Genomic DNA, 26170 nt, shown 5'->3' on the forward strand with positions numbered 1-26170 from the left:
TTAGCTGTCGAGGGTGTTGAGGGGGACGAGGGCGACGGTGATGTTGTCCGAGCCGCCCGCGGCGTTGGCGAAGTCCACGAGCTTGCGGCCCGCCTCCAGCAGACTCGCCGACCCGCGCAAGGCGTCCCGGACGGTGTCGGCGAAGGCGGCCGGTTCGGTCAGGTAGTTCCACAGGCCGTCGCTGCACAGCACCAGGTGGCCCGGGGTCTCGGCGAAGAACGCGCCGGTGCGCGGGCGGATCGTGCCCGCGTCCGCGCCCAGCCAGGCGGTGATGGCGTGCGCCTTGGCGTCGTTCCACGCCGACTGCGGGTCGGCGCCCAGCGAGATGGCGTGGGTGGCCCACGAGTCGTCCTCGGTGAGCTGCACGGCGTCGCCCTCGACGGGCACCCAGTAGCCGCGGCTGTCGCCGACCCAGCCGTACCCGATCTCGGTGCCCCGCACGCAGGCCGCGACGATCGTGCAGGCCGGGTTGGACGCGGCCCGGCGCGGATCGCCGGTGGTGGCCAGGGCGGCGACCGCGGCGCCGGCGGCGACGATCGCCGCGGCGATGCTCTCCGGCAGCTCGGCGGTGGCGGTGATCAGCGCCTTGCCGGTCACCTCGGCGGCGATCTCGGAGGCCACGTCCGGGTCGAACGACGAGGACACCCCGTCGCACACCACCACGTCGAGCTCCGCCCCCCGGGCGGCCAGCCACATGGCGTCCTCGTTGCGGTGATGCCGCCGGCCACGGTCGGTGACCGCGGCGGCGACCGGGCCGGCGTCGGCCTCCACGTGGTCGCGCGGCCGGGCCGCCAGCAGGCCGCAGGTGCCGCAGTAGCCGTCGTCGCCGACCGCGCCGGCCGCCCCGCACGACGGGCAGTCGTGGCCGACGGCCCGGCCCGCGCCGGTGGCCAGCGGCTTGCCGCAGCTCTCGCAGAACGCGGCCCCGGCGGCCCGCTCGTCCCCGCAGGAGGGGCAATCCGGTCGCGAACTCATCAGCTGCACCTCACGTGCGGGTTCTCGGCCGGGAAGCGTTGGCCAGGTCCACCAGGCGGATCTTCTCCGGCCCGTGCGCGGCCCGGGCCATCTCCCGGTACGCGCCCTCCAGCGCGAAGCGTACGGCCCGTTCCCCGGCCGGTCCGGCGCCGGGCGTCCCGAGCACCGCCGCCGGCACCGCGGTGCCGGCCGCGAGCGTGCTCAGCGCCCGTTCGAGCAGCTCGGCCCGGAGCGCGGCGAGCTGGGCCGCCTCCATCTCCAGCCGGTCGATCAGCGCGGCCGCGGCCGCGAGCGCGGCCACGTCGGCCACCGCCGCGGGATGCGCGCGGACCAGCGCCCGCACGGCGCCCACCTGGGAGCTGCCGTACGCCGCCGAGGTGCCCGGCACCCGGTTGTACGCCTCCACGGCCCCGTCGCGGTCCCCGGTGGCGAGCCGGCACCGGGCCAGCCCCGCCGCCGCCGTCGTGTACGCCGGATCCGTGCGGCTCACCACGTCGTAGTAGGCCGCCGCCTCGGCCGGGCGCCCGGCCAGCTCCAGGGTCAGCCCCAGCGCCAGCTTGGGCGCCAGCTCACCGGGCAGCGCCGAGTAGACCGCGTCGAACTGGGCCTGCGCCCGGGGCAGGTCGCCGGAGGCCAGCGCCAGCACGCCGTCGTACCAGGCCAGCCGCCAGTCGCCGGCGGCATGCCCGGCGAGCGTGTCGCGCAGCCGCACCGCGTCCGCGAAGGCGTCCCGGCCGCTGCCCGCCGCGCCCAGGTCGATCAGCGCGCGCAGCGCCCGCAGCTGCACCTCGATGGTGTTCTCCGGGGCCTTGCCGAGCAGCATCAGCACCTGCTGCGGGTCGGTGACGGTCACCGAGGCGAGGAACGCCGCCGCCGGGTCGGCCAGGTCGATCATCGGCGCCGGCAGGAACCGCCACTGCGGCTCGTCGGAGCGGGGATCGGTGCGCAGCTCGCCGGTGAACAGCCGGGACGTGCCCGGGTGCGGGTCGCCGTCCGCGGCCAGCACCTCGCGCAGCACGCCGAGCATCTGCTCGGTCATCTCGCCGGCGTCGACGAAGCGCTCGTCCGGGTCGAGCCGGGTGGCCCGCTGCAGCAGCCGGTAGAACGACTCGTGGCGCTGGTAGACGGCGAACTCGCCGCGGTCGGGCAGGCTGTGCTTGAAGGTGCTCTGGTAGCCGCGGAAGTCGGTGGTCAGCACGGCCAGCGTGCGCCCGATGGTGTAGATGTCGGACTGGATCGACGGGCCGGCCTCGGCCATCTCCGGGGCCTGGTAGCCGACCGTGCCGTACAGCGCGGCGTCCTGGTCGTCGATGTGCACCACGCCGCCGAGGTCGATGAGCTTGACCTGGTCGCCGGTCTGGATGACGTTGTCCGGCTTGAAGTCGCAGAAGATCAGGCCACGGTCGTGCAGGTAGCCGAACGCCGGCATGATCTCCAGCACGTAGGCCAGCGCCTGCTCCACCGGCAGCGGGTCGCTCTGCCCGCCGTTGGCGGTCCGGCGGTCCTTGAGGATGCCCTTGAGCGATTCCCCGCCGACGTACTCCATGACGATGTAACCGGCGCCGTCGTGCTCCACGAAGTTGTAGATCTTGACGATGTTCGGGTGCTCGACCTCGGCCAGGAAGCGCTGCTCGGCCACCGCCGCGGCCAGCGCGTCCTCGTCGCCGGAGTTGAGCAGCCCCTTGAGCACCACCCAGCGGTCCGAGACCCGCTTGTCGTTGGCCAGGTAGATCCAGCCCAGGCCGCCGTGGGCCAGCGCGCCGAGCACCTCGTACTGGCCGCCGACCAGCTCGCCCGGGCCCAGCTTGGGGGTGAAGTTGAACGCCTCGCCGCAGGACGGGCAGAAGCCGGCGGTGCGACCCGGCCGGTCGCCTCGGGCCCGGCCCACCGGGTTGCCGCACTTGGCGCAGTACCGCTTGTCCTCGGGCACCTCCGCGACCGCCATGATCGCCGTGGCGGGGTCGCGGACGGGCAGCGGCGCCACGTCGACCAGCCCGCCGCCGAACCGCCGCCGCCGGCTGCCCGTGCGGGCGCTGCCGGTGCGGGCCGAGCCGCCGGTCCGCGTCGACAGCGCCCCGGTACGCAGCGAGGGCGCGGTGGCGGTGCGCTGCTTCGGCGTCGGGGCCGCGGCCGGCGCGCCCGTGGTCCCCGGCGACGAAGCAGCCTTGAGCGGCGCCATGCCGCAGGTGTCGCAGTAGCCGTCCTGGATGGTGCCGGGACAGTCGCGCTGGCATTTCACGAAAGGCCGTCCCTCGCAGTGGTCGTGGCGGTGAGTCTGGCCACCGCGTCCTGGTACGCGTTCACGGCCACCCGGGCGGCGTCGAGATCGCAGGGCGCGGTGTAGAGCGCGGCGCGGGCCCGTTCGGCCAGCGGCGCGAGGGCCGGATCCTCGGCCAGCCCGCGCCGGCCGGCCTTGGCCTGGTACGCGTCCAGGCGTCCGCGCAGCTCGTTGCGGGCCGCCAGCAGCCCGGCGTTGCGGGCGGCGGCCTCCCGCAGCGCGGCGACCCGCTCCCGGGCCCGGCGGCTCCAGTCGGCCAGCCGCGGGCTGATCAGCGCCCAGTGCCCGGCGGCGGCCAGCGCGTCCAGCGCGGCCAGGTCCGGGCGCAGGTCGGGGCCGGAGACCACGGCCACCGCCGGGTCGGCGAACCGGCCGGTCGCCTCCTGCTCGGCCGCCGCCGCGGCGCGGGCCGCGCCGGCCAGCTCGTCGAGCAGCGCGTGGGCGTCGGCCAGGCGCTGGGTGAGGGCCTCGCGCAGCTCGCCGGCCGAGGTGCGTTCCGCGTCGGCGCGGTCCAGCAGCACGCGCACGGCCGCCAGGGCCTGCTCGTCGCAGCCGAGCGGGTCGGCCGCGAGCGCCGCGGTGAAGTCGCCGAGCCGCCGGTCGGCCTCGTCCAGGGTCGCCGAGCGGGTCAGCCCGCGCAGGTGGGCCAGCCGGGACGCGACCGTGGCGGCCTCGGGCATCAGCCGGTGCCACACCTCGCCGGCGCGGGTGGCCACGTCGACGGCCGTGCGGAACGCGGCCTCCATCGCCGACAGCAGCTCGGCGGGGGAGCAGGTGGTGCTGACCTGGCCGGCGCCGAGCAGCCCGCGCTGGGCCAGCGGCACGGTCGTGGTCGACAGCGTGACCGAGCGGCCGAGGACCTGGTGCACGTACGCGGACTTCTCGCTGTCGGTGAACCGGCGCTGGTTGCGGGCCGCGCGGGCCGCCAGGATCAGCGCGGTGAGCAGGCCGTAGCCGTCCCACAGCTGGGTCAGCGCGGCGGTCGCGTCGGCCCAGGCGGCGGCCGTGCGGCCGGTCAGCGGGCCCCGGTCGAGGTCCTTGCGGGCGGTGTTGTCGTCGAGGTCCACCAGGTTCGCCGCGACGGCCGCCGCGGCCGCCTCGAGGCGCAGCAGCTCGCTGTCGGCCCGGCCGAGCAGGTCCTGCGTGGGTGCCGTCACGGGAGTCAGTCCCGGTACTCGGCCACCGGCGGCCGCGGCGCGGCGCCGAAGTCACCGAGCCACCGCTCGTACGTGGACTTCCAGGTGCCGTTCGCCCGGTTCTCGGCCAGCACCGCGTTGACGAAGCGGGTGAACTCCGGGTGCTTTTTGCTCATCGCCATGCCGTACGGCTCTTCGGTGAAGGCCGTGCCGACCACCTTGGCGTACGGGTCCTGCGCGGCCAGCCCGACCAGGATGGTGTCGTCGGTGGAGATGGCGTCGACCTCGTTCTGCTGGAAGGCGACCAGGCAGTCGCCGAAGCCGGGCCGGTCCACCGCGATCGGCTTGGCCGGCCGCTTGGCGATGTTGTCGTACGAGGTCGAGCCCTTGGCCGCGCACACCTTCTTGCCGCCCAGGTCGTCGATGCTCTTCGCGGTGGAGGTCGAGGAGACCAGCACCTTCTGCCCGGCGTCGTAGTAGATGGTGGAGAAGTTGACGTCCTTCCACCGGGCGCAGTTGGCGGTCATGGTGTCCGCCACGACGTCGACCGAGCCGTCCATGGCCGAGCTGACCCGCTTGTCGTACCCGATGACCTTGATCTGGATCTTGTTCGGGTCGCCGAAGATGGCCGCGGCGATCTGCCGGCCCATGTCCACGTCGAAGCCCTCGACCTTGCCGGTGAACGGGTTGCGCGAGCTGAACAGCAGGGTGTCCTGGCTGGTGCCCAGCACCAGCCGGCCGCGCTTGAAGATCTCCGCCATGTAGCTGCCGGCCGGCATCCGGCCGGGCGCGGGCAGCGCGCCGGCCGGTTTGAGGCTCGCGCGCGGGCGGCAGGAGTCGTCGACGGGCGCGGCGCCGGTCGGGGCGGGCGCCGCCGAGGCGCTCGGCCGCCCGGGCAGCGGGGAGGAGTCGCCGGAACAGCCGGCCGCGGCGAGCACGGCCAGCGCGGCGACGGCGGCGAGGGTGACACGGGCACGCATCAGCGGTACTCCTCGAGTCGGGCGCGGATGCCGGCGTAGGCCAGGCCGCAGACCAGCAGCGCGAGCAGCGGACCGAGTACGGTGAGCAGCCCCAGCCCGCGCCCCGCCGCCCCGATCTCGGCGCTGAACACGTCCTTGCGGCTCTCCAGCCCCCGGTCGATGCCGCCGGTGAGGCCGGCGAAGGCGGTGCTGGTCCGCGGTCCGATGGCCAGCGCCACGGCGCCGTCGTAGTCGCCGCGGTTGTCCAGGTCGCGGACCTGGTCGTGGGCGCCGACGTAGGCCCGGTGGGACTCCGCCGCGGAGCGCACGGCCGCGCCCGCGGCGCCGTCGGGCATGAGCGCGGCGGCGTCGGCCAGCAGCTCGTCGAGCCGCCCGCTGGTCAGGTCGAAGTCGGCCTCCAGGTTGCCGGCGGCGGCGCGCTGGGCCAGCGGGAGGCTCGGGTCGCCGCCGCCCTCACCGGCGCGGGCGGCCAGCGTCAGCGCCTCGTCGCCGCGTTCGCGCAGGGCGGCGATCCGGGTCTCGGCCAGCAGCGCGACCGGCGCGGAGCCCTCGGTGTCGGCCTCGGACAGGTGCGCGCGCTGGGAGATCAGCACGCCGCCGCCGCCGAGCGCGAGCACGAGGGTGACCGCCGTGGCCACCAGCAGCGGGACGTTGAAGGTGCGGTGGGTGGTGCGGCTCAGGTGGCGCTGGGCCAGCAGCAGGGCCGCCAGCAGGGCCAGCAGCAGGACCACCAGCAGGGCGGTCCACCAGGAGCTGCGCGCGTCGCCGTAGCCGTCGCCGACCTCGCGCTGCGCGGACTGGAACAGCGCCTGGGCCTGCGGCTGCAGCGACTCGCGGCTCAGCTTGGACGCCGAGGCCAGGTACGAGGCGCCGATCGGCAGCCCCTGGCGGTTGTTGGCGCGGGCGCTGGCCACCAGGGCCGCGTACCGGGAGACGTCGGCCGACAGCCGCCGGATCGCCTCGGCCGACCGGCCGGTCTCGGGGGTACGGCGGGCCGCCGAGGTGAGCGCGGTGGTGGCCCGGCCGAGGTCGCCCTCGTAGCGGCGGGTGAGGGCGACCGGCTCCAGGCCGCCGGCCAGGAACGCCTGCGCGGCGGTGGTGTCGGCGTCGGCGAGCGCGGAGTAGATCGTCTCGGCCTCGACCAGCAGCGGCTGGGCCCGGTCGCCGAGGTCGGCGGTGCCGGTGGCGGCGGCGCCGGCGGTCAGACCGGCGACGAGGCCGGTCAGCAGGCCGAGGGTCACCAGGACGGCGAGCAGGAGCTGCAGCCGGCCGGGGGAGGTGCGCCGCAGCCGGGCGACGCGGTGCCGGACGCCGCCGGAGGGCTTCACCGCGACCGGCGCCGGCCGGTCGAGCCGTGCTGTGCTCAAGCTTCCTCCGTCGGTGCCGTGCGTGGTCGGGCGCTCACCCGCTCACTGTGCCGCACCCACGCAAATGATCTTCGTGGTCGCCCGGCCGGCCGAGTCTACGCACGAAGGCGCACCCGGGCCGTCCCCCTCCGGGTGCGCGTTCGGCGGACTTTCGCGCTCAGGTCAGGGCGCGCTTGAGCAGCTTGCCCGTCGCGGTCATGGGCAACGAGTCCACGAAGGTGACCAGCCGCGGATACTTGTAGCCGGCCATCTGCTCCTTGCCCCAGGCGATCAGCTCCTCCTCGGTGACGGTCGCACCCTCCTTGCGGATGACGTACGCCTTCACCTCCTCGCCGTGGGTCGGGTGCGGCACCCCGATGACGGCCGCGAGCGACACCGCCTCGTGGGTCATCAGCACCTCCTCGATCTCGCGCGGGTAGACGTTGAAGCCGCCTCGGATGATCATGTCCTTGGCCCGGTCGACGATGTAGTACCAGCCGTCCTTGTCCCGCTTGCCCAGGTCGCCGGTGCGGAACCAGCCGTTGTTGATCACCTCGGCGGTGGCCTCGGGCCGGTTGTAGTAGCCGCGCATGATGCAGTGCCCGCGGATGGCGATCTCGCCGATCTCCTCGCTGCCCTCGACGGTGTTCCAGGACTCGTCGATCAGCTTGACCTCGACGCCCCAGATCGGCACGCCGATCGAGCCGGGCCGCGGCTCGCTGTCCGGGTCGCTGAAGGTCGCCACCGGGGAGGTCTCCGACAGCCCGTAGCCCTCCAGGATGGTCCAGCCGAGCCGGCTCCGCACCTCCTTGATGATCTCCAGGGGCAGGCTGGAGCCGCCGCTGACCGTGCGCCGCATGGTGCGGGCGATCTTGTCCACGTCCACGTCGTCGGTCAGCGCGTTGAGCAGGCCCCAGTACATCGTCGGCACCCCGGCGAAGAACGTGACGCTCTCCTGCTCGAGCAGCTTGACCGCGGCCGCCGGCTCGAAGCGGGGCAGCAGCACCAGCGTCGAGGCGCTGGCGAAGCCGGCGTTCATGTTGACCGTCGAGCCGAACGAGTGGAACAGCGGCAGCACCAGCAGGTGGGTGTCCTGCCCGGGCTTGGACTGGAAGAGCCGGTTGCAGGTCAGCGCGTTGAGGATGAGGTTGGAGTGGCTCAGCTCGGCGCCCTTGGCCTGCCCGGTGGTGCCGCTGGTGTAGAGGATGACCGCGGGATCGGTCTCGGCGGCCAGCACGGTCTCGAAGACCGGCGACTGCCCGGCCAGCGCCTGGCCCAGCGTCTCGGCGCCCTCGATCGGGGAGGCCGCGGCCGGGTCGGCGGTGATCAGGAAGAAGTGCTCGCAGCCGGGGGTCTGGCCGAAGCCGGTGTGACCCTCGGCGCCCATCGGCAGCTCCGGGGAGCCCTGGAAGCAGAAGTACGCCTTGGCCTGCGAGTCGGCCAGGTGGTACGCGATCTCCCGGCCCTTGAGCAGCACGTTCAGCGGGACGACGACCGCGCCGGCCTTGAGGATGCCGTAGTAGACCACCGGGAAGTACGGCAGGTTCGGGCAGGACAGCGCGACCTTGTCCCCGGGGCCGATGCCGCGGGCCCGGAGCAGGTTGGCGACCTGGTTGGCGGCCGCGTTCACCTGGGCGTAGGTCAGGCGCTGAGCGCCGAGGACGACGGCCTCCCGCTCCGGGTAGTGACGGGCGCTGTCCTCCAGGAAGACGGAGAGGTTGAGCATGGGTGGGTCTCCTCGACAGTTCCGCTGGGGCGACGGCCTCAATCCCAACATGCCGGCCGGGACGGAAGAACCCTCCGTTTCGTTTTTGTTTCCCGGCCGCGGCCGACCGGTCTCAGGCGCTGCGCAGCTGGTCCAGCACCAGGGGGTCGATCTTCCCGGCGACGATGCGCTCCTCCAGGTTCGCGACGCCGGCCCAGGAGGCCAGGGCCTCGTCCAGCTCCGCCGGGGCGGGACCGGCCGGGTGGCCCAGGGCCGCGAGCCGCTCGCGGACCTCGGCGCCGACCTCGCCGTCGAGGCCGAGCAGGGTGGCCGGGTCCGGGCGTTCGAAGTACAGCGAGTGCAGGGCGAGCAGCCGGGCCAGCTCGGTGACCGGCTCGGGGTGGTCGTCCACCCGCAGGTCGACCAGGACGTCGCTGGTGCCGCCGTACCCCTGGCCCTTGGCCACCACCAGCAGGGCCGCGCTCTGCCGCCCGCGCCGGTCGCCGCCGGCCTCGTCACCGGCGCGCAGCGCGTCGAGCAGCCGGTAGGCGAGCCGGGTCTGGCCCGTCCCGGCCAGCCACGTCCGGCGCATCTGCTCGACCACCTGCGGACCGGCCAGCATGTTGCCCTGGATGGCGAAGCCGTCCCCGGCCGCCCCGCCGGCCCACTCGTGGCAGGCCGGCCCGGTGAACGTGGCCCCGGGCCCCTCGGCGCCGACCACGCCGACCTGACGGTGGTCCACCGGGCCGGCGTCCGCGGCGATGAGCCCGGCGACCGTCTCGGTGGCCGGCACCCCGGTGCCCAGCAACGCCAGCGCCTGGGGCCGGTAGGCCAGGTTGGCGTACGACTGGGTGGCCACCGCGCCCACGTCGGCCAGGGCGGCCGGCACCGCCGCGCCGACGCCGAGGAACTTGCTGGCCACAGCCACGCCGAGGGCGTCACCGGCGGCGGCGCGGGCCACGATCGAGAAGGTCATGAGCGCACGTTAGCCCAGGCGTGACCTGCGGGGTGAAGACCCTCGGCGGGAGATCGCGCGGCGGCGTGGTTCCGGAGCTGTGGGCGGGCCGGCGCTTGCCGGCCCGCCCACAGGCGCCGTGTGGGTCAGCGCCCGAACGCGAAGCGGGAGCGCTTCTTCTGCCGGCCGAAGCGGCCCTGCAGCGTGTCCGCGCCCTGGCGCAGCAGCCTGGTGCCCCGGCTGGGTCCGCGCCGGGCCTCGACGGTGTCGCTGAGCTTGCGGGCACCGGCCGCGGCCAGCGGGATGGCGATCGCCATCACCACGTAGCGCCTGATCAGATTGAAGAACATGGGAGTCTCCTCGTAGCCGGGTATGTCCGTCCTCGTATTACCCCCGGCCGCGATCGTCACACTCGCCGGCGCGGCCCGACCGGGTGACCAGCGCCCGCAGGTGGGCCAGGTCCCGGCCGAGGCCGGCCACCGGATCGGCGGTGAGGTAGTGCGCGTGCAGGGCGAGCGGGCCCGGGTAGCCGCGGTCCCGCAGGGTGCGCAGCGCCGCGGGCCAGTCGACGACGTCGCCGGCGGCCAGCGGCTGCCAGCGCAGCGCGCCGGCCCGCCAGGCCGCGTTCTTCACGCCCACGCACGCCACCCGGTCGCCGAGCAGGTCCAGGCTCATCGGCAGCTGCTCGCTGCCCTCCATGGCCTGGTTGCCCGGGTCGAGCTAGACGGCCAGCTCCTCGGTCAGGCGCAGGGCGTGCGCCGCCGAGGGGTGGATCGTGCCGTGGTGCAGCTGCAGGGCCAGCCGTACGCCGTGCCGCCGCCCCAGCCCCGCGAGTCCGGCCAGCGCGCGCCGCGCCCGGTTCAGGGTGTGCTGGTAGCCGGTCGCGGCGTCGTAACGCCACCAGCCCAGGCGGACCAGCGGCACGCCCAGCTCGGCGCAGCGGCCGAGAATCCGGTCGGCGGTGTCGTCCGCCGCGACGAGGTCGGTGGTGACCACGCCGAGGCGCAGGCCGTGCCGGGCGAGCTCGCGCGCGGCGTCGCGCAGCCGGCCCGGCTCGTCCGGCGTCACGGTCTGCCCGGCGCGGACCACCAGCTCCGCCCCGTCCGCGCCCAGCGTGGCGAGCACCTCGGCGAGCCGCCCGGGGGAGAGCGCCCCGAGGGGTCCGGTCATGACCAGGAGGGGATTGTCGTCCATGGGGAGGACGATTCCAGCCGGGTCAGGCGCCGGCCGGCGGGGCCTCGGCGGGGTGCTCGCCGGCGCCCGGCCGCCCGCCCGGGTGCGCCAGCGCCACCAGGAACGACAGGGCCAGGGCGATCGCCATGCCGTACAGGACCCACTGGGTGGCGACGGCGAAGTCGTGGCTCACCACCGTGCGCATCGCCGCCGGCATCTCGCCGCCGCCACCCGCGGAGCCGCCCCGCGAGGCCGTGTCCGCGATGTCCCGGGCGGTCGCCGCCGGCACGCCGAGGTCGGTCAGCGACGTGGTGAGCCGGTTCGCGAAGACCGTCGACAGCACCGTGCCCAGGACGGCGATGCCCAGCGCCGAGCCGTAGTTGCGCACGGTCTGGGTGATGCCGGTGACCTCGCCGTACGAAGCGCCGAAGGCCCGGTTGACGGCGTCCGTGCTGGCCGGGCCGAGCAGCAGCCCCACCCCGGCCCCGGCGAGCACGATGAACGGCCACTGCGCGCCCAGGCTCAGCTCGGTGAGCCGCGTTCCCCACAGCGCGAACCCGGCGGTGGCGGCCGCCGCGCCCAGCACCACCGGCAGGCGCGCGCCCCGGCTGTCCAGCAGCCGGCCGCCGACCTGGGCCGCCGGGGCAAAGCCGGCGAAGAACACGAGCAGGTACAGCCCCGCCGAGTTGGCGTCGTAGCCCAGCGAGACCTGGGCGTAGACGCTGGCGAAGAAGAACACCGGGACGAAGGCGATCATCGACAGGAACAGCACCGCGTTGTCCACCACGAACGCCCGGTCGCGGAAGATCCGGACCTGGATCAGCGGGCTGTGGGTGCGGGCCTCCACGGCGGCGAACACGACGATCGCCACCAGGCCGCCGCCGATGCAGAGCCAGGTGCCCGCGTTGCCCCAGCCCCACTCGGGCGCCTGTTCGAAGCCGAGCACCGACAGGCCCATGCCGATCGCCGCCAGCACCGCGCCGCGCACGTCGATGCGTTCGCGGCGGCGCGACGGCGCGATGTGCGCGGCGGCCAGCAGCACCAGGGCCAGCACCGCGATCGGCACGTTGATCCAGAAGATCGAGCGCCAGGTCCACTGGGTGAGCACGCCGCCGGCGATCGGGCCGACGGCGGTCAGGCCGCCGCTGACGCCGAAGAAGATGGCCAGGGCCCGTCCCCGTTCGCGGACCGGGAACGCGCCGACGACCACGGCCAGCGCGGCCGGGATCATGACGGCCGCCGCCATGCCCTGCAGGGCGCGGAAGGTGATGATCCAGGCCTGCGCGGCGTCGTTGGCCGGGACCAGCCCGCACAGCAGCGAGGTGACGGCGAAGCCGATGATGCCGACGGTGGCCATCCGCCGGTGCCCGAGCACGTCGGCCAGGCGCCCGCCCAGCGCGAAGGTGGCGGCCAGCGCCAGCAGGTAGGCGTTGATGACCCAGCGGGAGCCCTCCTGGCTGAGCGAGAGCTCGGCCTGGATGTTCGGGGCGGCGATGGCCACGATCGTCTGGTCGATGAAGGTCATCGCGACGGCGAGCAGCATCGCCACCAGGGCGAGGTTCTTGGCGCGGGTGGTGGCCGGGGCGGCCGTGGTGGCTGACATGGGTTCAGCATGATCAATGCGTGGCGTCCGGGGTATCGGCCCGCCGTGGGACTCCGGCTGTCCGTCGAGTGGTGGACACGCCGGGGTGGCGGCGGGGCGACAAGCGTCGACGAACTTCGATAGGTTCGAGCCGACCACTCCCCGTAGGACCGTGACCCGGTCCGCGACGGAAGGAAGTTCGACCGTGCGACGACTGCTGGTGGCAACCCTGGCCACCGCACTGACCCTGGCCGGGACCGCGCTCCCGGCCCAGGCCGCACCCGCTCCCGGCGGGGCCGGGCTGGGGGACGAGTACTTCCCGGACTACGGCAACAGCGGCTACGACGTCTCCCACTACGACGTCCGGCTGCGCTACTACCCCGAGCAGGACCGGCTCACCGGCACGACGACCATCCTGGCCGCCGCGACGCAGGACCTCAGCTCGTTCCACCTCGACTTCGTGCTCGACGTGGCGTCGGTGAAGGTCAACAACCGGCCGGCCACGTTCGCCCGCGAGGGCGACCACGAGCTGGTCGTCACGCCGCCGCGGGCCGTCACCCGCGGGCAGGCGATGACCGTCGTGGTGCAGTATTCCGGCGTGCCGTCCAACAAGGTCGCGGCCGGCTTCACCGCCTGGACGCGCACCGCCGACGGCGGCCTCGCGGTCGGCGAGCCGGAGATGGCCTGGTGGTGGTTCCCGAGCAACGACCACCCGAGCGACAAGGCCACCTTCGACGTCTCGGTGGCCGTGCCCGACGGCGTCGAGGTGCTCAGCAACGGCGTCATGCCGCGCAACCCCACCCAGGACATCCTGGGCTGGAAGCGGTGGAGCTGGCGCTCGGTCAAGCCGCAGGCCACCTACCTCGCGTTCCTGGCCATCGGGCAGTACGAGATCACCCGGGACACCGCCGCCGACGGCCAGCAGGTCATCAACGCGTACTCCGACCTGCTGCCGCCGGACTTCGAGGACGCGGCCAGGGCCAGCGTCGAGCGGACGGCCGAGGTCATCGACTGGGAGAGCAGCGTGTTCGGGCCGTACGCCTTCGAGGCGCGCGGCGGCGTCGTGGCCCCGCCCGGCGCGCTGGGCTTCGCCCTGGAGACGCAGACCCGCCCGGTCTACTCCTCCGGCTTCTTCCGCAGCGGCGCCAACATGTCGGTGATCGTGCACGAGAACGCCCACCAGTGGTTCGGCGACGCCGTGTCGGTCGACCAGTGGAAGGAGATCTGGCTCAACGAGGGCTTCGCCAGCTACGCCGAGTGGCTGTGGTCCGAGGCGCAGGGCGAGGGCACCGCGCAGGAGATCTTCGACTACCTGTACGCCACCGAGCCCGACGACTTCTGGACCGTCGCGCCGGCCGAACCGGGAGCGGCCGAGATCTTCGGCGGCGCCGTCTACGACCGGGGCGCCATGACGCTGCACGAGCTGCGCCGGGCCATCGGCGACGACGACTTCTTCGCGCTGCTGCGCACCTGGACGGCCGAGAAGAGGTACGGCAACGCCGACACCGCCGAGTTCATCGCGCTGGCCGAGAAGGTCTCCGGCCAGCAGCTCGACGAGCTGTTCCAGGCGTGGCTCTACACCCCGTCGAAGCCGGCCGTGGAGGGCGCCTCAGCGCTCGCCCGCGCGGCGGCGCCGCAGGCCCCGAAGTCGTGGGCGCAGATCCGGCAGACGCACGAGTTGCTGCGCTCGCACTAGTGCAGCTTCGCCGCGTCCGCGGCTTCCCGGCCGGACTCCCAGCCCTCGAGGCTGGCCACCCGGAAGCCGCGGCCGCGGGTCGTGCTCGGGAACGAGCGGTCCCTGGCCTCGCGCACCTGCACGTCGCGGGAGGCCAGGACCGGCACCAGCGCGGCCGGGTCGCCGGCCTGGGCCAGGGCGGCCCGGCTGGCCTCGGCGAGCCGTTCGCCGATCCGCACCGCGTAGCCGACCAGGAACGACTGCCGGAAGCTCTTGAGCCGGGAGCGGCCGGCCCGGCCCCGCGGCTCGGTACGGGCCATCGCCCGGTGCGCCTGGACCAGCAGCGAGGTGTGCAGCAGGTCCACCGCGTCGATGTCGGCGTCGAAGCCGAACACGGTGGCGAAGCCGAACTCCGGGGACCAGACCACGTGGCAGCGGTTGGCCCGGGCCACGGAGTCGAGCAGCGACGCCTTCTCGCTCTCGTACGGGTGGTCCACCCCGATGCGCCGGGCGTACGGGACCACCGCGGTCTCGCCGCCAGCGGCCAGCAGCGCCTCGTCGATGCTGTGCCGCGAGATCAGCTCCTGGGCCTTGGCGCTGTACGCCTCCGCCTCCGCGGGGAACGTCGTCGCCTCGGCCTTGGCCAGCAGCGCGCGGACCCGCTCGAGCTTGGCGTCGGCGCCGGGCGCCCGCCGCGCGGGAGCGGCCTGCCCGGGCGGCGGCACGAGCATCTCGATCGGCGGCAGCTCGGCCAGCAGGGTGATCAGGCCGAGCACGGCGTCGATCAGGGTGACCCGGTCGACGCGGCGGTGCATGGTGACCTGCCGCAGGTAGCCGGCGTCGTCGCCCCACCAGGGGCGCGCGTCGAGCTCCGCGGCCTGGGCGCGCCAGCGCTCGTCGACCGCCTTGGGCCGGAAGCCGCGCAGGTGGGCGGCCACGGCATCGGTGATCAGCAGCGGCTGCACCCCGGAGCCGCGCCGGGTGACCAGGCGGTGCAGTTCGGCCGGCTGCCAGCCGCCGCGCCAGAGCCGGGCGGTGGCCTCGAACAGGGCCGTGGCCAGCGCCGGGTCCACCTCGGCGGCCGGGGCGACGGCGAGCGTGTCGAGGGCGTCCTCGTAGCCGAGCCGCCCGCCGGCGACCGCGCCGATCGTTTCCCGCACCGTGTCCACGCCGCCATGATGCCCGGTCCGGCCCGGGGTTCCCGCACCGCGCGGGCGCCGGGCGGCGCAGGTCACCCCGGCGGTCGTAGCGTAGGCCCATGACGACGACCGGGCAGCTGGTGGCGTTCTGCGGGGTGGTCGGCCTGGGCGCGATGTCCCCGGGCCCGGACTTCGCGGTGGTCGTGCGCCGCTCCGCGCTGCGCGGGCGGGCCGAGGGGATGGCCGCGGCCACGGGCGTGGCCACCGGGGTGTTCCTGTGGGCCGTGGCGGCCGCCGCGGGGGTGGCCGCGCTGGTCGCGACGGTCCCGGTGGTGCTCACGAGCATCCGGTACGCCGGCGCGGCGTACCTGGCGTACCTCGGGGTCAGGGCCCTGCTCGCGGCCGTGCGTCCGGCGGTCGCCGGGCCGGTCGCCGAGCCGGGGTCGGCCGGCGGCGCCTTCCGCGACGGGCTGCTGTGCAACGCGCTCAACCCGAAGGCGGCGGTCTTCTTCCTGGCGCTGCTGCCGCAGTTCCTGCCCGCCCACCCCGGCGCCGCCGACACGCTGACCCTCTCGCTGCTGGCTGTCGGGATCACCCTGCTGTGGTTCTGCACGGTGGCGAACCTGGTCGCCGTGTTCCGGCGGCTGTTCGCCCGGTCCCGGGTGCGCCGCACGCTGGACGGGCTCAGCGGCGCGGCGCTGCTGGCCCTCGGCGCCCGGCTGGCCCTGGTCCGGCCCTGACGACGGGCCCGGGCCGCGGCGGCGGCCCGGGCCCGGGGCTCAGCGGCCGGCGCCGACCAGGTCCGCGCCGGTGTGCTCCGGCTCGCCGCGCCCGGCGGGCGGCTCGCGCAGCTTCTCGCCCTCGACGTCGACGTCCGGCAGCACCCGGTCCAGCCAGCGGGGCAGCCACCAGGCCCGGCGCCCGAGCAGGGTCATCACCGCCGGCACGATGGTCATCCGCACCACGAAGGCGTCGAACAGGATCGCCGCGGCCAGCGCGAAGCCGATCGACTTGATGAACGACTCGGGCGACAGGATGAAGCCGGAGAACACGCTGATCATGATGATCGCGGCGGCCGTCACCACCCGGGAGCCGTGGGCGAAGCCGTGGACCACGGCCGCGGTCGGCGCGGCCCCGCGCACGTGCTCCTCCCGCATCCGGCTGACCAGGAAGACCTCGTAGTCCATGGCCAGGCCGAAGACGATGCCGATCAGGAACACCGGCAGCATGCTCATCACCGGGCCGGCCTGGTCGACGCCGAACAGCCCGCCCAGCCAGCCCCACTGGAAGACCGCGACGACCGCGCCGAAGGTCGCCACCACCGACAGCAGGAAGCCGGCGATCGCCTTCAGCGGCACCAGGACCGACCGGAACAGCAGGGTCAGCAGCAGCAACGCCAGCAGCACGATCACCGCCAGGTACGGCCCCAGCGCGCTGCCCATCTTGTCGGACATGTCGATGTCGACCGCCGTGGCGCCGGTGATCGCCAGGTCGGCCCCGGTGCCCTCGCGCAGGGCGCCGTTCTGCTCCCGGATCGCGTGCACGAGCGCCTCGGTCTCCGCGCTGTCCGGCGCGGTGGACGGGATGACCTGGAGGATGGCCGTGTCGCCGGCCGGGTTGAGCGTGGGCGGGCTGACCGTGACGACGCCGGGCAGCGACTTGATCACCCCGGCCGCCCGGGCCGCGGCGCCGGCCGGGTCGGGGCTGGACGCCGCGTCGACCACGACGGTCAGCGGCCCGTTGAAGCCGGGCCCGAAGCCGTCGGTCAGCATGTCGTAGGCCTTGCGCTGGGTGGTCTCCGTACCGGCCATGTTGTCGCCCGGCAGGCCCAGGCGCAGGTCCAGCGCGGGGACCGCGAGCACCAGCAGGCCCAGCACCGCGGCGGTCAGCACGGCGACCGGTCGCCGGGCGACGAAGCGGGCCCAGCGCAGCCCGGCCGAGGGCTTGGCGCCGACGGCCTCCGGGTCGCGGCCCCGGCGGCCCAGGATGCGCCGGCCGGCGAAGCCCAGCAGGGCGGGCAGCAGGGTCAGGGCGACGAGCACCGCCACGACGACGGCGAAGGCGGCGGCCAGCCCCATCTCGGTGAGCACGGGGATGTTCACCACCGACAGCGCGGCCAGGGCGATGAACACGGTCAGGCCGGCGAAGGTGACCGCGGACCCGGCCGTGCCGACCGCGCGGGCGGCCGCCTCCGGCGCGCCCCGCCCGGCGGTGATCTCGTGCCGGTAGCGGGAGACGATGAACAGCGCGTAGTCGATGGCCACGGCCAGGCCCAGCATCAGCGCCAGCGTCGACGTGCTGCTGCCCAGGTCGGCGAAGCCGGAGGCGATCTGGATGCCGAACACGGCCGCGGCGACGCCGAGGATCGCGGTCAGCAGCGGCAGCCCGGCGGCGACCAGCGAGCCGAAGGTGATCACCAGGACCACGGCGGCGACCAGGAGGCCGAGGATCTCGGAGTTGCCGGGCCCGCCCTGCTCCTGCACGGCGTCGCCGCCGGCCTCGACGGCCAGCCCGGCGGCCCGGCCGGTGGCGGCCGCGCCGAGCAGCGCCGCCCGGTCGGCGTCGGTCAGCGCGGTGGCGGCGACCTTGTACGTCACCTGCGCGTAGGCGACCGTGCCGGCCTGGTTGACGGCGCCCCGCAGCGGGTCAGTGACGGCGGCGACCTGAGCGCCGCGCCCGAGTTCGGCGACGGTCCGCGCGACGGCCGCCCGGTTCGCGTCGTCGGTGAGCTTCTGGCCGGCCGGGGCCGCGAACACCACCCGGGCCCGGGCGCCGTCCGCGCCGGCGCCGGGGAACCGCTGACCGAGCAGGTCCATCGCCTGCTGGGCCTCGGTGCCCGGGATGGTGAACTCGTCGGAGGTGGGCCCGGACAACGTGGCCGCGCCCACGCCCAGCAGCGCCAGCGCGGCGAGCCAGAGCGCGAGGACCAGTCTGCGCCGGCGGAAGCTGAACCGGCCGAGCCGGTACAGGTAGGTGGCCATCGGTACTCCCCGGATGCGACGTCGATTGACCCTTGGAACGATCAATGAATTCGCCTCCGGGCGCGTCGTCCCGGCGCAGGCACCGCATACCATCGGCGTGGTATTCCGGCCGGCGGCGGCTACCACGGCGGGACGACGACCGGGCCGGGCCCGTCCGCGTACGGTCGGCGGATGGAGGGGACCGGCGGCATGGTGACGAAGCGGTGGCCCGGCCCGCGGTGGCATCCGCTGCTGGTCGACGCGCTGCTGGCCGTGGTGCTGGCCGGGTTCGTGCTGAAGTCCGCGGTGCTGGAGCCGGGCGCGGCGCTGGCCGACACGGTGACGCTCGGCGACGTGCTGGTCGCCGTCGTCGCGTTCCTGGCGGTGCTGCAGCGCCGCAGCCATCCCCGGGCCGCCCTGGTGATCGCCACCGGCGCGACCGTCGGCGGCATCACCCAGGGGGTCAGCAATCCCGGCCTGATCATGGTGCTGGGCGTGATCACCTACTCGATCGCCGCGCACCGCAACCGCCGCGACGGCTGGACCTGCGCGCTGGCTGCCGCGACGGTGGTCTACGCGGCGGCCGTGCTGGTCTCCGCCGGCTGGCGCCCGGACGTGCTCGCCGTCTTCGCCTGGATCTTCATGGCGGCGGCGGTCGGCGACGCGGCCCGCAGCCACCGCGCCTACGTCGCCGAGGTCGAGGCCCGGGCCCACCGCGCCGAGCAGACCCGCGAGCAGGAGGCCCGGCGCCGGGTGAGCGACGAGCGGCTGCGCATCGCCCGCGAGCTGCACGACGTGGTGGCCCACCACATCGCGGTGATCAGCGTGCAGGCCGGCGCGGCCACGCACGTGCTGGAGCGCCGGCCGGACCAGGTCGGCCCGGTGCTGGCGCACATCCGGGAGGCCTCGGATCTGGTCCTCAAGGAGATCGCGTCGGTGGTCGGCGTGCTGCGCAACTCCGACGAGCAGGCCAGCACCGAGCCCGCGCCCGGGCTGGCCCGGCTGCCGGAGCTGCTCGGCGCGCTGGAGGCCGCGGGGTTCGCCGTACGCCACCAGCGGCGCGGGGAGCCCCGGGAGCTGCCGGCGCTGGTCGACCTGGCGGCGTACCGGATCGTGCAGGAGGCGCTGACCAACGCCCACCGCTACGGCGACGGCCGCGCGGCGCTGCTGGTCGAGTACGCCCCCAGCGGCGTCGTGCTGGAGGTGACCAACGACGTCCGGCCCGACCGGGGCGCCGAGGGCACCGGGTACGGCCTGCTCGGCATGCGGGAGCGCGCCACCGCGGCGGGCGGCGCGGTCACCGCCGGTCCGCTCGGCGACGGCCGGTTCCGGGTGCACGCCGTGCTGCCCACCGAGGACGCGCGGCCGGCGGGCTGCCACCGATGACCATTCGCGTGCTGCTGGCCGACGACCAGACGCTGATCCGGGCCGGGTTCAAGATGATCATCGACTCGGAGCCGGAGTTCGAGGTGGTCGGCGAGGCGTCCGACGGCGGCGAGGCGGTGGCCCTGGCCCGGACGGCACGCGCGGACGTGGTGCTGATGGACATCCGGATGCCGCGGATGGACGGCCTGGAGGCCACCCGGCGCATCGGCGCCGACGACGACCTGGCCGGGGTCCGCGTGCTGGTGCTGACCACCTTCGACAACGACGACAACGTGGTGCTGGCCCTGCAGGCCGGGGCCAGCGGCTTCCTGGGCAAGAACGTCGCGCCGGCCGATCTGCTGCACGCCATCCGGGTGGTGGCCGGCGGGGAGGCCCTGCTGTCGCCGCGGGCCACCCGGGGGCTGGTCAGCCGGTTCCTGAGCCGCCCGGAACCGGGCGTGGCGGCCGTCCTGCCGGAGCTGAGCGCGCTGACCGACCGGGAACGCGAGATCCTGGTGCTGGTGGCGCACGGACTGTCCAACGACGACATCGCCGAGCGGCTGTACGTGTCGCCGCTGACCGCCAAGACCCACGTCAACCGGGCGATGACCAAGCTCAACGCCCGGGACCGGGCGCAGCTGGTGGTGCTGGCGTACCGCAGCGGGCTGGTCCGGCCGGGGGAGCAGCTGCCCGCGGGCGCCCGGGGCCGGGCGTGACGACCGGGCCGGTAAAGCGGTGGACGGGGAGGGACGCCGGCTTGTAGCTTGCGGTGGTCCGTGACACCGCCCGAGGAGGTGAGACCCATGAACGCTGGATCGATGTGGGTGCTCCCGCTTGCCGTCACGGCCGGGCGATCGACGTAGGTGTCGCCGGGAGCGCCTCAACCCCAGGCTCTCCCGAAAGGCCACACCCATGCGTTCTGAACCGTTCACTGCCGATGTGATCATTGCCGGGTGCGGCCCGGCCGGCGCGATGCTGGCCGCCGAACTGCGGCTGCACGATGTGCGGGTGCTCGTCCTGGAGCGGGAGTCCGAGCCCGCGCCGTTCGTCCGCATCGTCGGTCTGCACGTGCGCAGCATCGAGCTGCTGGCGATGCGCGGGCTGCTGGAGCGCTTTCTCGCCCACGGGCGGCAGCGTCCGGCGGCCGGCTTCTTCGCCGCCATCGCCAAACCGGCGCCCGCGGGCCTGGATTCCGCGCACGCCTACCTGCTCGGCATCTCGCAGCCGGTCCTGGTCCGCCTGCTCGAAGAGCATGCGGTCGCCCTGGGGGCGCAGGTCCGGCCCGGGGCCGCGGTGGCCGGTCTGGAGCAGGACGACCAGGGGGTGACCGTCGAGCTGGCCGGCGGGGAACGGCTGCGCACGCGCTATCTCGTCGGCTGCGACGGCGCGCGCAGCACGGTGCGCAAACTGCTCGGCGTCGGCTTCCCCGGCGAGCCCGCCCGCAACGACACGCTTATGGGCGAGATGGCCGTGGGGGCGTCGCCGCAGGAGATCGCCGCCCGGATGGCGGCGATCGGCGAGACCACCCGGCGATGCTGGATCCGGCCGGTGGGCGTCGGCGTCCACAGCGTCGTGGTTCCCGCCGCGGGCGTCGGCGACCGCGCGGCGCCGCCCACCCTGGAGGAGTTCCGGCGCCAGTTGCGCGCTGTCGCCGGGACCGACTTCGGCGTGCATTCCCCGCGCTGGCTGTCCCGCTTCGGGGACGCCACCCGGCTGGCCGAGCGTTACCGGGTCGGGCGGGTGCTGCTGGCCGGCGACGCGGCCCACATCCACCCGCCCATCGGCGGGCAGGGCCTCAACCTGGGCGTGCAGGACGCCGTCAACCTCGGCTGGAAGCTGGCCGCCCAGGTCCGCGGCTGGGCGCCGGATCCCCTGCTGGACACCTACCAGGCCGAACGCCGGCCGGTCGCCGCCGACGTGCTGGACAACACCCGCGCCCAGCTGGAACTCATGGCGCCGGAGCCGGGCCCGCGGGCGGTGCGCCGGCTGCTGACCGAGCTGATGGACTTCGAGGAGGTGAACCGGCACCTGACCGAGAAGATCGTCGCGACCGCCGTCCGCTACGACTTCGGAGCGGGCCCGGACCTGCTCGGCCGCCGGTTGCGCGACATCGACGTGCGCGGGGGCCGCCTCTACGACCGGTTGCACCGGGGCCGCGGCCTGGTGCTGGACCGCACCGGACGCCTGACCGCCGGCGGCTGGTCGGACCGGGTCGATCACCTGGCCGATCCCACCGCGGCCCTTTCGGCGCCGGCGATCCTGCTCCGGCCCGACGGCCACGTCGCCTGGATCGGCGACGATCAGCGGGATCTGGCGGAGCACCTGGCCCGCTGGTTCGGCCGGCCCGGCGCCTGATATCGCCCCGCTCTTGAGATTTCCACCGTGTTACAACTACCGTGGTCGATGCATGGGAGCGCTCCCATACTCATCCCCAGGAGTTGTCGAATGCGCCTGAGATCCCTCGCCACCGCCACGGCGGCCGCCGCCGTGGTCGCCGGCACCGCCGTGCTGTGGCCCGGCTCCGCGTCCGCCGCCGAATCTCCCTTCTACGTCGACCCGCAGGCCAGCGCCGCCCGCTGGGTCGCCGCGAACCCGGGCGACTCCTGGGCCGCGGTGATCCGCGACCGGATCGCCAACGTCCCGCAGGGTCGCTGGTTCACCCAGAACAACACCGCCACGGTCGCCGGCGAGGTCGATGGCTTCGTCGGCGCCGCCGCGGCCGCCGGCAAGACGCCGATCCTGGTCGTCTACAACATCCCCAACCGCGACTGCAGCGGCGCCAGCTCCGGCGGCCTGGCCAACCACACCGCCTACCGGCAGTGGATCGACCAGGTGGCGGCCGGGCTCAAGGGACGGGCGGCCGCGATCATCCTGGAGCCGGACGTGCTCCCGATCATGAGCAGCTGCCTCAGCTCGGCCCAGCAGGAAGAGGTGTACGCCTCGATGGCGTACGCGGGCAAGAAGCTCAAGGCCGGCTCCGCCGCGGCCAAGGTCTACTTCGACGCCGGGCACGCGGCCTGGCTGGCGCCGGGCGAGATGGCGGCCCGGCTGGTCCGCGCGGACATCCGCAACAGCGCTGACGGCATCTCGGTGAATGTCTCCAACTACCGCACCACCGCGGACTCCACCGCTTATGTCCGCAACGTGCTGGCCGCGGTCGGGGACTCGCGGCTGCGGGGCGTCATCGACACCAGCCGCAACGGCAACGGGCCGCTGGGCAGCGAGTGGTGCGACCCGGCCGGGCGCGCGATCGGCATCCCGAGCACGAACGCGGTGGCGGACCCGATCCTGGACGCGTACCTGTGGATCAAGCTGCCGGGTGAGGCCGACGGCTGCATCGCCGGCGCCGGGCAGTTCGTCCCGCAGCGCGCGTACGACCTCGCCGTCGCGGCCGGCCCGGTGACGCCGCCGCCGGCCACCACGACGCCGGCGCCCACCACGCCGGTCCCGTCCACCCCGCCCCCGTCGACCCCGCCGGCCAGCACCCCGCCGCCGGCCAGCACCCCGCCGCCGGCCAGCAGCCCGCCGGCCCCGGGCGCCTGCTCGGTGGCCTACACGGCCAACGCCTGGTCCAACGGCTTCACCGCCGACATCCGGATCACCAACCGGGGCGCCGCGCTCAGCTCGTGGGCACTGTCGTTCACCGTGCCCGCCAACGTCACGCTGGCCAACGGCTGGAACGGCGCCTGGAGCCAGTCCGGCAGCGTCATCATTGTGCGCAACGCGGCCTGGAACGGCTCGCTGCCCACCGGCGGCACCACGAGCGTCGGCTACCAGGCCACGTTCACCGGCAGCACCCCGGCCACCCCGATCGACTTCGCGCTGAACGGCGCGCCATGTTGATCAAACTGGCCGCGGCCGGCGCCCTGCTCATCGGCGCCGTGCTGGTCGCGGTGACCCCGGCCGCCGCGGCCACCGCCTGCGACGTCACCTACACCGCCAACCAGTGGAGCACCGGCTTCACCGCCGACGTCCGGGTCACCAACAACGGCGCGCCGGTCAACGGCTGGTCGGTGACCTGGACCTTCCCGGGCAACCAGCAGGTCACCAACGGCTGGAACGCCCAGCTGACCCAGACCGGCAGCGCGGTCACCGCGGCGGCGCCGTCGTACAACCCGACGCTGGCCACCGGCGCCTCGGCGAGCTTCGGGTTCCAGGCGACGTACTCCGGGACCAACCCGGCGCCGACCGCCTTCGCCCTCAACGGCGTCCGCTGCAACGGCGACGCGCCGCCGACCTCCACCCCACCGACCTCGACCCCGCCCACGAGCACGCCGCCCAGCACGCCGCCGACCTCGAACCCGCCGCCGGCCGGGTGCGGGTCCGGCGCCCGCTGCGACGGCTTCGAGGGCACCCAGGCCAACTGGGCGGTGACCTACCCGGACTGCTCCGGCACCGGCCGGGCGGCGTTCGACACCGCCGTCGCGCACAGCGGCAGCACCTCGCTGCGCGTGGACGGCACGGCCGGCTACTGCAACCACGTGTTCATGCGTAACACCGCCCTGCTGCCGGCCGGGGCCTCCGCGCTGTTCGTGCGCTACTGGGTGCGGCACACCACCGCGCTGCCGGCCGCGCACACCACGGCCGTGGCCCTGCGGGATGCCAACGACGGCAACCGGGACCTGCGCTTCGGCGGCCAGAACGGCGCCCTGCAGTGGAACCGGGCGTCCGACGACGCCACGCTGCCCGAGCAGAGCCCGGCCGGGGTGGCGCTGTCCGCGCCGCTGCCGACCGGCGCCTGGAACTGCGTGGAGTTCAAGATCGGCCAGGGTGACGGCACGATGCAGACCTGGCTCAACGGCACCTCGGTGCCCGGCCTGCTGGAGGACGGCGTGCCCACGCACGACATCGACAGCCAGTGGCTGAACCGGACCTGGCGGCCCGCCCTGACGGACCTGCGCCTGGGCTGGGAGAGCTACGGCGAGGGGGCCGACACCCTCTGGTACGACGACGTCGCCGTGGGCACCACCCGCGTCGGCTGCTGATCCACCCGGCATCCCCCGGCAGCGGCGGCGCGGCACCCGCGCCGCCGCTGCCGGCCCGCGCAGAGCGCACACCCGGCGGAATGTCGGTGGGTCGTGTCACTCTTGGACGGGAGAGGGGGCCGTCATGTCCTTCGAGTACGCCGGCGCCACAGTCGAGATCGTCGACGCCGCCACCATCCTCGCCGCCGCCCGGGTCAACCCCGTCGAGCTGCTGCGCCGCGCCACCTTCCCGGCGCCGGTACGCCGGGCCACCCTGACCGTGAGCAGCGCCGACAGCCCGTCCGGGCCGAGGCACGTGTTCGTCGCGGAGATCCGCACCAACGACGACGACGTGCCCCAGCGGGAACGCATCCGCGCGGTGGTGCTGGGCAACGACCCGGTCGGCACGCTGCTGGCCAAGCGGATCGCGGCGGGCGACCCGGTGACCACGAAGATCGTGGACGGGGTCGGTGCGGCGGCCGTCGCGGCGTACAAGAAGCTCGGCCTCGACCGGCCGTCCGGGCCGGCGGCCGAGCGAGAACCGGGCGCCGCCGTCCTGGCCGACGCGGCCGCCGGCGTGCAGGCCGCGGTGACCTACGACCAGGCCGGCAGCGTGGTGCGGCTGCGCGCCGAGGTGCCCCGCGACGACGTGCAACCCGCCCACCTGGAGGCGATGGTCAAGCTCACCCTGCAGGCCGTGGCGGAGCTGCTCGGCCCGGAGGCGGGCGAGCAGCCGCTGGCCGGCCGGCGGTACGTGGTCAGCCGGGAGACCATCCCGCGGGTCGCCACCACCACCCAGACCGTCACCCTGGACCAGGTCGGCGGCCTGGCCGACGTGGTCGCCGAGCTGCGCCAGATCGCGGTGTCGTTCCGGCACCCGGAGGCGATGGCCCGGTGGGGCGCGCGCCGGCCGCAGGGCATCCTCATGTACGGCCCGCCCGGCACCGGCAAGACGATGCTGTCCCGGGCGCTGGCCAACGAGATCGGCGCCGACTTCCGGGAGATCCGCACGCCGGAGATCCTGGACAAGTGGCTGGGCGGCTCCGAGCGCAACATCAAGCAGATCTTCCGCGACGCCCGCCGCTACCGGGTGCCCACGCTGATCCTCTTCGACGAGTTCGACTCGATCATCAGCTACGCCGGCTCGGGCGGCGACGCGGCCAGCCAGGCCATCAACGCGGTGGCGGGCATCTTCAAGCAGGAGATGAACGACCTGATCGAGGCCAACCCGAACGTCATCGTGGTGGCCACCACCAACTTCCCGCACCGGGTCGACGACTCGCTGATCCGCTCGGGCCGCTTCGACGTGAAGATCTCCGTGCCCAAACCCGACGAGGTGAGCCGGGCCGAGATCTTCCGCAAGATGATCGCCCAGCTGGCCGCGGTGCACGAGGAGCCGGGCTTCACGATGTTCGCCGACGGGATCGACCTGGCCGAGCTGGGCCGGCTCAGCCACGGGATGACCGGCGCCGACATCAAGGAGATCCTGCGCCGGGTGCAGCTGGCCAAGGCGATGCAGGACGCCCGCACCGGCGGCCTCGTCGAGCCGATCAGCCAGCAAGACCTGGTGGCCAGCGTCAACGACCTGCTCGGCCCGCGATAGGAGGCAGGGCCCCGGACGTCGATTCGATGATCGGTCGCGCCCATCCAGCACGCGGCCGGGGCGCGCCGTGACGGCCGGGCGCAGAAGGAGCCGCCTGGTGGTGGGCAGGCAGAGCCGGCCGACCGTGGCCTGGGCCGGGTCGCGAGGCGGCTGGGCCACCGAAGACGCATCCGGCCTGCGACCAGGGCCGCCACTTAATGGCCCTGGTGGCGACCGCCGGGCGGCGTGGTGACAGCCGCGGTTCATTCGCCGTGCCGGCCGAGGTCCGTGTTGTCCGGGCCGGCGGCGCCCGGCCACCGACCCGTCCGGAGCCTAGGTCGCCCGGAGCCTGGGT

At 74.5% G+C, this 26170-nt stretch carries 21 protein-coding genes; 8 read left to right on the forward strand and 13 right to left on the reverse strand.

Features of this window, described 5'->3' with window-relative positions; all coding sequences use genetic code 11:
- From Ani05nite_RS23920 to Ani05nite_RS23970, 11 genes are all read right to left on the reverse strand, one after another.
- Positions 1 to 975, reverse strand: a complete 975-nt coding sequence (locus tag Ani05nite_RS23920; RefSeq protein ID WP_203771631.1) for a PP2C family protein-serine/threonine phosphatase — start codon at positions 973 to 975, stop codon at positions 1 to 3.
- A gap of 10 nt (positions 976 to 985) precedes the next feature.
- Positions 986 to 3214 carry a serine/threonine-protein kinase gene (locus Ani05nite_RS23925; RefSeq protein WP_239130542.1) on the reverse strand — a complete coding sequence of 743 codons (2229 nt, stop codon included), beginning with the start codon at positions 3212 to 3214 and terminating at the stop codon, positions 986 to 988.
- Positions 3211 to 4410, reverse strand: a complete 1200-nt coding sequence (locus tag Ani05nite_RS23930) for a hypothetical protein (protein ID WP_203771633.1) — start codon at positions 4408 to 4410, stop codon at positions 3211 to 3213. Before Ani05nite_RS23930 ends, Ani05nite_RS23925 begins: the two co-directional genes overlap by 4 nt.
- Positions 4411 to 4415: 5 nt before the next feature.
- Entirely contained in the window at positions 4416 to 5369 is a 954-nt protein-coding gene (locus Ani05nite_RS23935; protein ID WP_203771635.1) for a glutamate ABC transporter substrate-binding protein, read from the reverse strand.
- A complete protein-coding gene (locus Ani05nite_RS23940; RefSeq protein ID WP_239130543.1) occupies positions 5369 to 6736 on the reverse strand; it encodes a GlnX family signal transduction membrane protein in 1368 nt (455 codons plus the stop codon). Before Ani05nite_RS23940 ends, Ani05nite_RS23935 begins: the two co-directional genes overlap by 1 nt.
- Positions 6737 to 6893: 157 nt before the next feature.
- A complete protein-coding gene (locus tag Ani05nite_RS23945; protein ID WP_203771637.1) occupies positions 6894 to 8441 on the reverse strand; it encodes a long-chain-fatty-acid--CoA ligase in 1548 nt (515 codons plus the stop codon).
- Between the two features lie 112 nt (positions 8442 to 8553).
- Positions 8554 to 9396: a DUF1028 domain-containing protein gene (locus tag Ani05nite_RS23950; protein ID WP_203771639.1), complete on the reverse strand. Its 843-nt coding sequence runs from the start codon at positions 9394 to 9396 to the stop codon at positions 8554 to 8556.
- 125 nt (positions 9397 to 9521) lie between these two features.
- A complete protein-coding gene (locus Ani05nite_RS23955) occupies positions 9522 to 9725 on the reverse strand; it encodes a hypothetical protein (protein WP_203771641.1) in 204 nt (67 codons plus the stop codon).
- Positions 9726 to 9762: 37 nt separating this feature from the next.
- The gene (locus tag Ani05nite_RS23960; RefSeq protein ID WP_203771643.1) at positions 9763 to 10074 is read right to left on the reverse strand and encodes an apurinic/apyrimidinic endonuclease family protein; all 312 of its coding nucleotides are present in this window, start codon (positions 10072 to 10074) and stop codon (positions 9763 to 9765) included.
- Between the two features lie 21 nt (positions 10075 to 10095).
- Entirely contained in the window at positions 10096 to 10569 is a 474-nt protein-coding gene (locus tag Ani05nite_RS23965) for a sugar phosphate isomerase/epimerase family protein (protein ID WP_203771645.1), read from the reverse strand.
- Between the two features lie 22 nt (positions 10570 to 10591).
- Positions 10592 to 12151, reverse strand: coding sequence for an MFS transporter (locus tag Ani05nite_RS23970; RefSeq protein WP_203771647.1), 1560 nt, complete (start codon positions 12149 to 12151; stop codon positions 10592 to 10594).
- A 184-nt stretch (positions 12152 to 12335) separates the two neighbouring features.
- On the opposite strand from Ani05nite_RS23970, the gene Ani05nite_RS23975 reads away from it, so the two are divergent.
- The gene (locus Ani05nite_RS23975) at positions 12336 to 13826 is read left to right on the forward strand and encodes a M1 family metallopeptidase (protein ID WP_203771649.1); all 1491 of its coding nucleotides are present in this window, start codon (positions 12336 to 12338) and stop codon (positions 13824 to 13826) included.
- On the opposite strand, the gene Ani05nite_RS23980 is transcribed toward Ani05nite_RS23975, so the two are convergent.
- Positions 13823 to 14974, reverse strand: coding sequence for a DUF2786 domain-containing protein (locus Ani05nite_RS23980; protein WP_239130544.1), 1152 nt, complete (start codon positions 14972 to 14974; stop codon positions 13823 to 13825). The two genes, Ani05nite_RS23975 and Ani05nite_RS23980, sit on opposite strands and share 4 nt — an antisense overlap.
- A gap of 89 nt (positions 14975 to 15063) precedes the next feature.
- Here Ani05nite_RS23980 and Ani05nite_RS23985 point away from each other — a divergent pair, with 89 nt between their 5' ends.
- Positions 15064 to 15684, forward strand: coding sequence for a LysE family translocator (locus tag Ani05nite_RS23985; protein ID WP_203771651.1), 621 nt, complete (start codon positions 15064 to 15066; stop codon positions 15682 to 15684).
- Between the two features lie 39 nt (positions 15685 to 15723).
- On the opposite strand, the gene Ani05nite_RS23990 is transcribed toward Ani05nite_RS23985, so the two are convergent.
- Entirely contained in the window at positions 15724 to 17925 is a 2202-nt protein-coding gene (locus Ani05nite_RS23990; protein WP_203771653.1) for an MMPL family transporter, read from the reverse strand.
- Between the two features lie 171 nt (positions 17926 to 18096).
- On the opposite strand from Ani05nite_RS23990, the gene Ani05nite_RS23995 reads away from it, so the two are divergent.
- The 6 genes from Ani05nite_RS23995 to Ani05nite_RS24020 all read left to right on the forward strand — a co-directional run bounded on the left by Ani05nite_RS23995 (position 18097) and on the right by Ani05nite_RS24020 (position 25836).
- On the forward strand, positions 18097 to 19290 hold the full coding sequence (locus Ani05nite_RS23995; RefSeq protein ID WP_203771655.1) for a sensor histidine kinase: 1194 nt from the start codon (positions 18097 to 18099) through the stop codon (positions 19288 to 19290).
- Positions 19287 to 19985, forward strand: coding sequence for a response regulator (locus Ani05nite_RS24000; RefSeq protein WP_203771657.1), 699 nt, complete (start codon positions 19287 to 19289; stop codon positions 19983 to 19985). The genes Ani05nite_RS23995 and Ani05nite_RS24000 overlap by 4 nt, the downstream gene beginning before the upstream one ends.
- Positions 19986 to 20181: 196 nt before the next feature.
- Positions 20182 to 21624 carry an FAD-dependent monooxygenase gene (locus Ani05nite_RS24005; RefSeq protein WP_203771659.1) on the forward strand — a complete coding sequence of 481 codons (1443 nt, stop codon included), beginning with the start codon at positions 20182 to 20184 and terminating at the stop codon, positions 21622 to 21624.
- A gap of 90 nt (positions 21625 to 21714) precedes the next feature.
- Positions 21715 to 23112, forward strand: coding sequence for a glycoside hydrolase family 6 protein (locus Ani05nite_RS24010; RefSeq protein WP_203771661.1), 1398 nt, complete (start codon positions 21715 to 21717; stop codon positions 23110 to 23112).
- Positions 23106 to 24254, forward strand: a complete 1149-nt coding sequence (locus Ani05nite_RS24015; RefSeq protein ID WP_203771663.1) for a cellulose-binding domain-containing protein — start codon at positions 23106 to 23108, stop codon at positions 24252 to 24254. The genes Ani05nite_RS24010 and Ani05nite_RS24015 overlap by 7 nt, the downstream gene beginning before the upstream one ends.
- A gap of 124 nt (positions 24255 to 24378) precedes the next feature.
- On the forward strand, positions 24379 to 25836 hold the full coding sequence (locus Ani05nite_RS24020; protein WP_203771665.1) for an ATP-binding protein: 1458 nt from the start codon (positions 24379 to 24381) through the stop codon (positions 25834 to 25836).
- The last annotated feature ends 334 nt before the right edge of the window (positions 25837 to 26170 follow it).

The sequence above is a fragment of the Actinoplanes nipponensis genome (genome assembly GCF_016862275.1).
Lineage (GTDB): Bacteria > Actinomycetota > Actinomycetes > Mycobacteriales > Micromonosporaceae > Actinoplanes > Actinoplanes nipponensis.